The organism is Mycobacterium alsense (assembly GCF_002086635.1).
GTDB classification, from domain to species: domain Bacteria; phylum Actinomycetota; class Actinomycetes; order Mycobacteriales; family Mycobacteriaceae; genus Mycobacterium; species Mycobacterium alsense.
Window position 1 is genome coordinate 1 of record NZ_MVHD01000085.1, and the last position, 11,072, is coordinate 11,072.

The following is an 11,072-nucleotide window of genomic DNA, read 5'->3' on the forward strand; positions in this document are numbered from 1 at the left end:
CAAACCCACCTCCGCCGCCGCCGCCTCCGCTGCCGCCGCTGCCGCCGCTGCCTTTGCCCCCGTTGCCCCCGTTGCCTCCGTTACCGCCGTACGTGTGACCCGCCTGGCGCCCGCATCACCCCCGGGCGCCGAGTACGTGTATTGTCGTCGTGCACAAGGGTTTTCGCGATCCCGTTCACTGCCCGGGCCGCGTGTCAGTCGAAGATCCCGGTTGCAGCTACCGCGTCGCACGTCGCCCTCACCAAATCCTGGGACCTGGACGTACCGCCCCGGCCACGACGCGCGTGACTGGGAGTTACGCGAACGCCGCCCGGTGGCGACGACGACGCCGTGAGCGTCGAAGGGCATGCGAGCCGAGAAGGCCACCGCGAAACCGAAGGAGTCGGTTTCTGCTCAACACGTGTCTACCAACGAGTATCGTCTGTGATCGTGATCGAGCTAGACGGCGTAGCCAAGACGTTCGACGGAGCAATACACGCCTTGCACGACGTGAGCTTTTCCGTTCCGACGGGGTCGATTTGCGCTCTTCTCGGTCATAACGGCGCCGGTAAGACGACGACGATCAAACTCCTTTCAACGTTGCTGCAGCCGACCTCTGGCCGAGCCGTTGTGGCGGGGTACGACGTCGTCCGGGAGCCGGCGCAGGTACGTGCAAGCATCGGCAGCATCGGCCAGCTTGCCGCCATCGATCTCGAGCTCACCGGTCGGGAGAACCTCGTGTTGTTCGGCCGGCTGCGGGGATTGCGCCGCAAGCACGCGCGGCTGCGAGCCGACGCCTTGATCCATCAGTTCGATATGTCGCACGCCGCCGACCGGCCGGTGCGAACGTATTCGGGTGGGATGCGCCGCCGCATCGACGTCGCCGCCGGACTGGTGGTGCTGCCGAAGGTGCTTTTTCTCGACGAGCCGACCACCGGACTGGACCCACGCAGCCGCCGCGGTGTGTGGGACCTCGTGTCGTCGTTGTCAACCCAGGGCGTCACGATCCTGCTCACGACCCAGTACCTCGAAGAAGCCGACATGCTCAGCGATTCGATCGTCGTTTTGAACAACGGTCGTATTGTCGCCGACGGGACCGCCGAAGACCTCAAGCGCCGCGTGGGGTTGGGCTACTGCACCGTGAGCCCGGTCAATCCCGCCGAGCTTCCCAAGATTCTCGCCGCGGTCGCCGACCTCGACGGCGCCGAAGCCGACTACGAGGCGAACACCGTGTCGGTGCGCTCGCCCGACGGCGTCGCGACGCTCGGTGAGGTGTTTCGCCGGGTGGACCGGCTCGGCGTTGAGCTCGCCGACATAGCGCTGCGTAAGCCGTCCCTGGACGAGGCGTTTTTGCACCTCACCGAGCGGGTTAGCACGACGTGACCGCGTTGGCTGCGTTGACCGAGCGAGTGGTGCGCCTCGCGATGCGCGACGATTTGCCGTTCGCGGTTCTGTCGCCCGCGGCGAGCTTGATTGTCTTCAACTTCATGCTGAACAACGTGATCGACACCGGTGGAATGAGCTACCCGCAATACGTGCTACCGGTCGTCATCGTCCAAGTGATACTCCTCGGTGCGCTAACGACCGTTGACCGTGCCGCCCGCGACGAGCGTGGCGACTTCGGGGATCGGCTTCGCACCCTGCCCATATCTTTGGTGACACCGATGATGGCCCGCATGCTGTACTGCCTCTTCCGGGGAACCCTCGCCCTGCTCGCCGCGGTCGCCGTCGGGTACGCCTTCGGTTTCCGATTGTTCGGCGGGTTCGGCTACGCGGTGGGTTTTGCCGTTCTTACGCTCACGTTGACGTTGGCGCTATCGCTCGCGGCCGACGCGGCGGGGGTTCTTTCCGAGTCGTCGCAGGGCAGGATCGCGAGAAGCGGCGGGCTCACTCAGTTGCTGCTGGTTCCCCAAATGCTGTTGGTCATGCTGTCCACCGGGATGGCGCCGGTCGCTTCGTTCCCCGATTGGCTGCATCCGTTCGTGCGCAACCAGCCTATTTCGCAGGTGACGGAAACCCTGCGCGGGTTTGCCGGCGGCCACGTGGTGGTCAGCAATCTGGCGACCAGCCTGGCCTGGTGCCTCGCGTTGCTCGTGGTGTTCGGTGCGATCGCGGTGCGGGTGCAAAGGCGGAAGCAATGACCGTCGACGCGCCGGCGCGGAGCTCGCTGGCCGCCGAAAGCCTGGTGTTTGCCGGCCGGCTCCTCACCGAGTGGCGGCGCCAGCCGGCGGTGCTGATCCAGGCTCTGGTATTCCCGACCTTTCTGCTGATCACTTACAAACTGCTGGTCGGCAAGTCGATATTGAGAATCACCGGCACGGACAGTCTGTACGGCTTGGTGCCGATGTGCGCCGTGGCCGGTGCGATGTTCGGGGCGGTTCTCGCCGGGCGCACCATTCCCTTCGAACGCGACACCGGTCTGATCGGCCGATTGTGGGTGTTTCCCGTACACCGGGCCAGCGCCCTGACCGGTCGGCTGCTCGCCGAGGCTGCCCGCACACTGGTGAGCACCGCATTGATCACGGCGGTCGGCGTCGGGCTCGGCCTTCGGTTCAAAGGCGGCTGGCTCGCCGTGATTCCATTCGTCTTGGTGCCCGTGCTGATCGTTGTCGTGTTCGCGACGGCAGTCATCGCGATCGCGGTTCGGTCTCGGACCGGCGCCGTGCTCTCCTGGCTGGCGGTGCCATCCATCGGCTCGGTGTTCTCCAGCTCCGGCCTTATTCCCCCGGAAAACCTGCCCTCGGCGGTGCGGCTACAAATGCACATGCAGCCGATGTGGCCGACGATCGAGTCCATGCGGGCACTCGCTTCGGGCGATCCCGCGTTGTGGCCACTTTTCCTGACTGTGGTGTGGGCCGTGGGTCTGGCCGCGGTCATCGGACCACTGGCCGTCCGCGGTTACCGCGCGGCAGCCATCACCCCACACTGACACTTGCAGTCGCGCCGTCATCCAACGCACGCACGAGACTTGAAAGGCTGTTGCGCAATGAAAGTTGTGCTGGCATGTTACGGAACTCGCGGTGATGTCGAGCCCTGCGTTGCCCTCGGCTGTGAGTTGCAGCGCAGAGGACACGACATACGCATTGCCGTCACTCCCGACCTGGTTGGCTTCGCCGAGACGGCCGGGCTCGCGGCGGTGCCATTCGGACCGGAATTCAAATCCTTCGACGACACGCAGCGCCGACTGGCGCCCGCCAGGGATTTGCGCATCCTGTTGAACATCCCGCGCCTCATCCGGTTATCGCTCGAAGCTCAGACCCTGGTCACGCAGACCTGGCGACTGACCAGCGAGCCGCTGATACCGCTGGTGGAAGGCGCGGACCTGCTCATCACCCATCAGAATCTCGAGGATTCCGCCCTCAACATTGCGGAGTATCACGGGATTCCGCTGGCCACCGTGCATGTCACCCCGAGACGGGTCAACCGCCAAATCCGCTCGGCCACGGCGCTCAACGAGTGGCGGCACTATCGGGGAATCCTCAAGAAGGTCGACAACGCGCAGCGCCGTGAACTCGGCTTACCCAAGGCAACAACCCCGCCGCAGCGGCGGATCACGGAACGCGGATCGCTGGAAATCCAGGCCTACGACGAGGCGGGCTTTCCCGGGCTGGCTGCCGAATGGGCGAAATTCGGTGGCCAACGGCCCTTCGTCGGCACCCTGACGCTGGCGTTGGCGACGAAGGCCGATGACGCCGCCGCGTCATGGGTTGCCGCCGGGACACCACCGATTTACTTCGGGTTTGGTGGCACACCGGTGCAGTCGCCGGCCGACACGATCGCCATGATCGCGGCCGCCTGCGAGCAGTTAGGCGAGCGGGCGCTGGTTTGCGCCGCGTCATCCGATTTCAGCAACGTCCCGCAATTCGAGCACGTGAAGGTGGTGAAGGAGATGAGTTTCGAAGCCATCTTTCCCCTGTGCCGAGCGCTCGTTCACCAGGGCGGCTCCAGCACCACGCCCATCGGTCTGCGCGCCGGGGTTCCCGCATTGATTCTTTGGACCTGGCCCGATCAGGCCCTGTGGGGAACTCAGATCGCCCGGCTCAAGGCGGGCGTCGGCCGGCGTTTTTCGACCGTCACCGAGAAATCGCTGGTCGCGGACCTGCGCCAGATCCTTGCGCCCGAATACGCCGCCCGGGCCCGCGAACTCTCTACGCGCATGACCAAACCGAACGAAAGCGCTGCCAACGCGGCCGATGCGCTGGAGCAATTCGTCCGCCTGCCATCGGGACGATCGGGCGGACGAGTCTGACAAACTGCACCGGCTCCTGTTGATTGGGCCTCGGCAGTCGTTTCCCAGCGATGCTGAAACGCGAGGCTCCGGGATTCCAGGGCGTTTCGGTCAACCAATGGCGAAACCGACCGCTAGTTGCGGATCAGGTATCCGTAGGGCGCTTGTGTCCAGCCGAATTTGTTCTCTCGCGCCAGGTCGTGTGTGTAGTCATTTGGAAATTCTTGTTCGTATGCCTCGATGGCTTCATACGGTCCCGGTCCCCATAGCGGAACAACGGGATGCCCGTTGAGCATGGAGTATTCGACTAAGAGATAGTCGCCCGCCGAGAGAATCGGCCGCAATAGTTTCATCTCGTTCAATACGTGATCCATTGTGTGATCGCTGTCGAGAATGGCGAAGATCTTGCCGGGGTACTCGCCTTTGAGACTTTGTATGCGGTCGGCAACAGCCGGAACGGTAGAAGAAGATTTGACGAACAAGATATCGGGATCGGCCTGAGCCGCTGGCTCGAGATTATAGTGGGAGATGTCCACGGAAAGCACTTTGAATGGTTGGCCGATCTGCCGCATGACGTTGGCGAAATATAAGGCTGAGCCCCCCGTAGTTTGTGCCGAATTCGATCACCAAAGAGGGCTTCCGCTCAAACAGGATTTCTTGGTAGTTCCACGAATCGCTGGGCGACTTCTGGCAGGCAACGCCCATCCAGGTGGTCGTCTTCCACACGTCGGTGTTGTAGTACCATTTGTGATATTCTAAACCTTTCGAGCCCGCAGGCTGATAAAAATAGCTTGGGTAATAAATCTGAATAGCACGTGCCAGCTTTTTTCTCAGAGCCGTCGGTAATGGAGCCATATAGTTGACGCCGTGCGTTTTGTTACCGAGGTTCAATCCCGGGCGTTGCACCGGCCTCTGATGAAAATGCTCGTGGGGCTGTCTCTGTATCGCAAGCGCATAGCAGATGCCGCCATTTATTAGCTGCGGATGTTACCACTTTAATCGACGGGCCAAGCGTGTGGCGAGATCGGGACCGGGTGATCACACATCAGCGTGGCCGGCGGTGCCGGCTCCGATGCGCTCCTGCGTCACCTGCCACAACGCAGTACTCTACTGCCTTCTCACGATGGCGAGGAAGACACCGAACGATGACACCGGTACGCGGTACGGGTTTCCGCTACCTATACCGCGGCACTAATGATTGCGATCTACGGACGCACTGCTAGTGGATACTCTCCGCCACTTTGATCGCATATTTGTCAATTCTTGGTCGCTGTAAAAATAGCGTGCATAAGGCGTATTGTAGGCGGCGTCGATATCGGTCTCTGAAAACCGTATATTCTGTCGAAACTCATGCATCAGATCGAAATACCACTTCCGGGAAGAAAGGTTGGCCGGCCAGAGGCGGTCGACCCGGGAGGGCTCGCCATAGCGCTCCACCACAAACTCGTTCAGCGCATCCAGGTAGTTCTTCTTGATGTCTTCGAACCGCAGCACCAATACCCGCCATTTTGCTTCTCGGAAAATCTGCCAGCCCTTTTCTGGGTCGAACCCGTGGTCGTAGATCCGGATACCGGTGGCCGGTTCAAAGTGGCGGTCGAACCATTCCGTTGCCTCCCGCACCCCGTCGTCAAATGCGTGAAACCGAGCGATCAATTCGTCCATGCCCGCGTTCTGGGCGGCTTCCACCGACTCGAAGCAAAAGGGATATTCGGCGACGGGGTTCACCACGGGATGCACCGCAAGGTGTTGGAAAAAGCATGAGATCTTCCGGGCCAACGGATCCCGTACAGCAGTGATGATGTCGAAGTACTCCGCCCCCCTGGTGCGACGGCTCACACGGTAAGGTTCGTATTTCGAAGAGAAGTCCGCGCGGTTGTGCAGATGGTAGTAGCGGTAGCGGGCCTCGAGCGTTTCCTCGATCGTCGTGGAGCCCACCTTGCCCATCTGGTACACAAACAATGGATCCCGGAAGCGGCCGCGAGTTCGCCGCCAGGCCAGCACGGGGTTCAGAGTCCACTTCATTCTGGCAATTTGCTTCGTTCTGGGAATGGTCTTCACATTGGCAGTGGGCTTCACGCTGGCAGTATGCCGCAGGCATACTGCCAGCGCCAGGAAACAACGGCAATCGGGCGAAGATTATCGGCTCGTGACGCATGAGGGCGTGGAGGAGGTGGCGCATCGTCGGTCCGATAGGGAAAGAGGTCTTCCGGCGAGGTCGGCCCAACGCCCCGCCGATGATCGGACGACCGGTAATAATGGTCGGTGCTTCTGACTTCGCGGATGCCTATGACACCTGAAAGTGCCCATGACAACTGAAAGGCTAGTGCCTGCGATGAAATTTGTGCTCGCGTGCTACGGGAGTCGCGGTGACGTCGAGCCCTCCGTCGCCGTCGGTCGTGAGCTGCAGCGCCGTGGGCACGACGTGCGTATGGCCGTTTCGCCCAACCTGGTCGGCTTCACCGAGGAGGCGGGCCTCGCGGCGGTGGCCTATGGGTTGGACACGCAGGCCCTGCTGGACGCGCAGCGCAACTACTGGACGTGCCGCTTCCACACCCCGTGGAAGATCAACGAGCTCGGCAGGTTGCAGCGCGAGAACCTGGAGATCTCGGCCCAATGCTGGGAGGAGATGAGCAAGACGCTCACCTCGTTGGCGGAAGGGGCCGACCTGCTGTTCACCGGGCTGACCTTCGAGCAGCCCGCCGCCAATGTCGCCGAGTACTACGGCATTCCGCTGGCCACCCTGGATTACTACCCGATCCGCGCCAATGGGCAGCTCGTGCCGTTTTTGCCGGCGCCGTTGATTCGTCGCGCATGGGCGATGGGTGAGTGGATGAACTGGCGTGCGATGAAGAAGACCGACGACGCGCAGCGTCGGGAACTGGGCCTACCCAAGGCCACGCACCCCCCGTCGCGCCGGATCACCGACAGCGGGTCGCTGCAAATTCAGGCCTACGACCAGTTGTGGTTTCCCGGGCTGGCCGCCGAGTGGGCGAAATTCGACGGCCAGCGGCCGTTTGTCGGCACCCTGACGATGGAGTCGCCGACCGATGCCGACGAGGAGGTCGCGTCGTGGATCGGCGCCGGGACACCGCCGATCTTCTTCGGCTTCGGCACCATTCCCATCGCGTCTCCGGCCGACACGCTCGCCATGATCGCCGCGGCCTGCGCGGAGGTAGGCGAGCGGGCGTTGGTCTGCGCCGGGTCGAGCGACTTCGGTACTGCCCCCGACTTCGAGCACGTGAAGGTGGTGAGCACGGTCAATTACGCGACGATCTTTCCCGACTGCCGCGCGGTCGTGCACCACGGTGGCGCGGGCACCTTGGCCGCGGGCCTGCGCGCGGGAGTTCCGACGTTGATCCTCTGGACGCTGCCCGATCAAATTATTTGGGGTGCCCAGCTCAAACGACTCAAAGTCGGCTCCTCCCGGCGTTTTTCGTCCGTTACCCGCAAATCGCTGGGCGCAGAACTTCGCACCATCCTGGCCCCGGAATACCTCACTCGCGCCCGCGAGATCGCCACCCGGATGACCCGGCCCGCCGAAAGCGCCGCGGCCGCCGCCGGTCTCTTGGAAGATTTCGCCCGTCAACGGCGTGTCGACCGATCGGTGAAACCGGGTCGTTGAGGTTTGCGCAAAGCCACCTCGTACTTGCGTTTCAACACAGGCCAAGAACGGTGACGAGTTCGTTGTCGTGACGGTCGCGTTCGAAGCGCTGCGCGGTTTGCACCGCACCAGCAGCAAGACGACGCCGCAGGCCCTCGTCCGACTCGAGCAACATCAGGTTGGCCGCAAGCGCTTCCGCGTCCCGGGCAGAACTCAGCAGCCCGTTGACGCCCGGATCGATGATCTCCAGAGTGCCGCCCGCGTTCGTCCCGCACACCGGCAGTCCGGCTCTCATCGCCTCGACGGTGACGCGGCCGAAAGCCTCGCAGTCGCTGCACATGAGTCCGACATGGGCGGCGGCCCAATAGGGTCCGACGTCGTTGGTGGGTCCGTGAATGTCCACCAGGTCGGCGACGCCCAGAGTTCGTGCAAGCTTTCGCACGGGTTCGGGGTCGCCGGGGCCGACCAGCGTCAACTCGAGCTCGACACCGGCCTTCCGGGCAATGGCAACGGCCTCGACCGCGACGTGTTGTCCCTTGGATTGAAAGAAATGACCGACGAGCACAACGCGCATGCGCTCGCCCGGGCGCCGCTCCGTCGGTGTGCCGAGTGCGGTGTCGACGACCGGGTAGATCACGTGTGTCTTCATGTTCGGCGCTTGTGCGAGCAGAGCCCTTTGCACTGCCTGCGAATTGCAGATCACCGATTCTGACAGCCGGCCGATCAGGCGGATGGTTTGACGGTCGCCGAACAGGAACCGAAACCAATGGTCGTCTTTCCCGAACTCGTGGACCATCCAGTAGTGCGGGATTCCGAGTAGTTTGGCCGCGACGGCGTGCGAGGGAATGACCATCGTGTTGCTGAGCACCATCGACGGCCGCAGTCGAACGAGTAGCAACAGTGCTCGCAAGATGCCTGGAACGAGCAGCGCGGCGACCACCCCGTTAGCGAGTGGTACGAGAAACGCGCCGACGAGCGCCTTGGTGAGTCGCGAGCTGATGCGTTCTCGCCACTGTTCGAGATACGCCCACGACGGCACCCAGGTAATCTCGGTCCGGATACCGTATCCAGCGCACTCCGCCGCGAGGCTTCCCTTCCGCGGGAAGACGCCGACCAGATCAAGGTCGGGCTGCTTTTTTTGGAGCGCCAAGATGAAGTCACAAAAAGAGAGCGCGCCGCCGCCGCCCAAATCGGCTACGTTCGAGACCACCAACGCCCGGGGGACCGTGCTCGATCTGCGTGATGCTTTGTTTGCACGAAGCCGGGATCCCACGCGGCGTAAGGGTTCAGCAGCAACCATTGCCAGAGTGTATGCCGACAGCAGTGCCGGCATACGAAGCATGGGACCGATTTCCATTCCACGTTCTTATCGGAGCGCCGATTAAGCGTGCCAGCCGGGGCAGAGCCACCCGATGTTTCCTTGATCGACCGAGGCATAGGTCTCAATTGTCGACTGTCGCTTCAATTGCTCGATCTCTCCGGGTGGTTCTGGGGTTAGGTGTTAGCATCCGATCCGTGTCTGAAGGCAGCGGCTCGGTGCGGATCGGCATCCTGGGAGCAGCGCGCATCGCACCTGCGGCGCTGATCAAACCGGCAAAGGAAAACGACGAAGTCGTGGTCGCCGCGGTGGCCGCGCGCGATGTTTCCAATGCAGAAGTTTTCGCCGCCAAAAACGGTATCCCGCGAGTGCACGACAGCTACGAAGCGCTGCTGGATGATCCCGACCTGGACGCGGTATACAACCCGCTGCCAACAGCCTTGCACGGCAGGTGGACTCGGGCCGCGCTTGACGCGGGCAAGCACGTGTTGTGCGAAAAACCGTTGACCGCCAATGCCGCCGAGGCGCGAGAGGTTGCCGAACTGGCCGCCAAGGCGGACCGGGTGGTGATGGAGGCGTTTCATTATCGCTACCACCCGTTCGCCTCGCGCGTCGAGGAAATAATTGCCTCGGGGGAGTTGGGCGAGTTGCGGCGGGTGGAGGCGAACTGGTGCTTCTGGATGCCCAAGTTTTCCACCAACCGCTACAACTACTCCCTTGGCGGTGGTGCGCTCATGGATCTGGGATGTTATGCGGTCGACATGGTCCGCACCTTCGGCGGCTCGACGCCAGAAGTTATTTCGGCGCGCGCGAAACTGCGTGGCGCCGAAATCGACCGGGCGATGACGGCCGAGTTGCGATTCGCGGGCGGGCACACCGGCCGAGTGCGCTGCTCGATATGGTCGTCGGCTCCACCGCGGTTTACGGCCAGCGTGGTTGGCGACCGCGGGGAACTGCGGCTCAATCCGCTATTTCCTTTCCAGCGGTTCTCGGTCCGGTCAACTGACGGAAAACGTGTGGAAAACTTCGGCACTCGGCCCACCTATGCGTATCAGCTTGACGCTTTCGCCGCGGCCGTGCTGCGGGGAGAACCGGTGAAGACCGGGCCGGACGACGCACTTGAGACGATGAGCGTCATTGATGCGATCTATCGCGCCGCCGGCCTTCCGCTCCGCGAGCCTGCCTGACCGCCAAACGCGCGAGCGCACCGATCGGTCAGTTGGCGAAATGCGCCTGGTTCAGGTGTTCGGCCACCCGCAGGGCGTTGGCCGCGACCGTCAAACTGGGATTCAGACCGGCGCTGGACGGGAAGAACGAGGTGTCCACCACGTACAGGTTGTCGAGTTCGTGGGCCCGGTTGTGGGCGTCGAGCACGCTGGTTTGGGGATCGGTGCCGAAGCGGCACGTGCCGCAGACGTGGCCCAGGTTCGCGTTGCCTTCGCCGTTGCCCAGGCTGATTTGGCGGAACGGCTGCAACACCTCTTTGACCTGCGAGAGAAACGCCGCGTGGCGCTCGGACTCGCTGGGGTGTAGGCGGTACTGCATGCGCAGCCGCTGGCGGCGGTCGACGCTGGGCCGGTCGGGCGGCAAGATGCGGTTGTCGAGATAGGGCAGGTCTTCCATGATCGCGGCCAGCACCAGCCCACCGGTGAAGAACCGCTCGTAGACCTGGCGCACCACCGGGTTCATCAGACGCATTGCCTTCCCCTGCCAGCCGGGGCGGTTGGTCATCATCTCCATGGGCGGCATCGCGCCGAATGACTGTAGGGTGCCGTATTTCTGGCCCTCCCAGAAGTAGAAGTCGTTGAGCCCGATCTCCTTGTTTGCGCCCGTGAAGTTGCAGCCGGGCTCCGGCCAGACCTGGAACGGGTCCATCAGGTGGCGCATCAGGTTGCGGCCCACGTAGTCCGAGCCGTTGGCCAGCCCGTTGGGCCAGTCACCGGAGC

General features: G+C 63.0%; 9 protein-coding genes and 1 pseudogene. 6 read left to right on the forward strand and 4 right to left on the reverse strand.

Annotated features, from left to right (window positions below; translation table 11 throughout):
- Positions 1-429 precede the first annotated feature (429 nt).
- Genes BST11_RS25785 through BST11_RS25795 form a run of 4 tightly spaced genes read left to right on the forward strand, consistent with a single transcriptional unit; the run spans position 430 to position 4,228 of the window.
- A complete protein-coding gene (locus tag BST11_RS25785; protein ID WP_067319715.1) occupies positions 430-1,362 on the forward strand; it encodes a daunorubicin/doxorubicin resistance ABC transporter ATP-binding protein DrrA in 933 nt (310 codons plus the stop codon).
- Positions 1,359-2,120 (forward strand): ABC transporter permease, encoded by a 762-nt coding sequence (locus tag BST11_RS28050; protein WP_169834962.1) that lies wholly within the window; start codon positions 1,359-1,361, stop codon positions 2,118-2,120. The genes BST11_RS25785 and BST11_RS28050 overlap by 4 nt, the downstream gene beginning before the upstream one ends.
- On the forward strand, positions 2,117-2,908 hold the full coding sequence (locus tag BST11_RS28055; RefSeq protein WP_067319709.1) for an ABC transporter permease: 792 nt from the start codon (positions 2,117-2,119) through the stop codon (positions 2,906-2,908). The genes BST11_RS28050 and BST11_RS28055 overlap by 4 nt, the downstream gene beginning before the upstream one ends.
- A gap of 57 nt (positions 2,909-2,965) precedes the next feature.
- Positions 2,966-4,228 carry a glycosyltransferase gene (locus BST11_RS25795; RefSeq protein ID WP_083141037.1) on the forward strand — a complete coding sequence of 421 codons (1,263 nt, stop codon included), beginning with the start codon at positions 2,966-2,968 and terminating at the stop codon, positions 4,226-4,228.
- 113 nt (positions 4,229-4,341) lie between these two features.
- On the opposite strand, the pseudogene BST11_RS25800 reads toward BST11_RS25795, so the two are convergent.
- Positions 4,342-5,062 (reverse strand): annotated as a pseudogene (locus BST11_RS25800) (CmcI family methyltransferase).
- 336 nt (positions 5,063-5,398) lie between these two features.
- A complete protein-coding gene (locus tag BST11_RS25805) occupies positions 5,399-6,283 on the reverse strand; it encodes a putative capsular polysaccharide synthesis family protein (protein WP_142276579.1) in 885 nt (294 codons plus the stop codon).
- A 256-nt stretch (positions 6,284-6,539) separates the two neighbouring features.
- Between BST11_RS25805 and BST11_RS25810 the strand changes: the two genes are divergently transcribed.
- Complete coding sequence (locus tag BST11_RS25810) at positions 6,540-7,829, forward strand: glycosyltransferase (RefSeq protein ID WP_083141039.1); 1,290 nt, start codon at positions 6,540-6,542, stop codon at positions 7,827-7,829.
- 31 nt (positions 7,830-7,860) lie between these two features.
- On the opposite strand, the gene BST11_RS25815 is transcribed toward BST11_RS25810, so the two are convergent.
- Positions 7,861-9,141 carry a glycosyltransferase family 4 protein gene (locus BST11_RS25815; protein WP_158086828.1) on the reverse strand — a complete coding sequence of 427 codons (1,281 nt, stop codon included), beginning with the start codon at positions 9,139-9,141 and terminating at the stop codon, positions 7,861-7,863.
- A gap of 173 nt (positions 9,142-9,314) precedes the next feature.
- Between BST11_RS25815 and BST11_RS25820 the strand changes: the two genes are divergently transcribed.
- Positions 9,315-10,313 carry a Gfo/Idh/MocA family protein gene (locus tag BST11_RS25820; protein WP_244897784.1) on the forward strand — a complete coding sequence of 333 codons (999 nt, stop codon included), beginning with the start codon at positions 9,315-9,317 and terminating at the stop codon, positions 10,311-10,313.
- A 28-nt stretch (positions 10,314-10,341) separates the two neighbouring features.
- On the opposite strand, the gene BST11_RS25825 is transcribed toward BST11_RS25820, so the two are convergent.
- Positions 10,342-11,072 (reverse strand): GMC family oxidoreductase (locus BST11_RS25825; protein WP_142276580.1); only part of this gene is annotated, 731 nt, incomplete at its 5' end.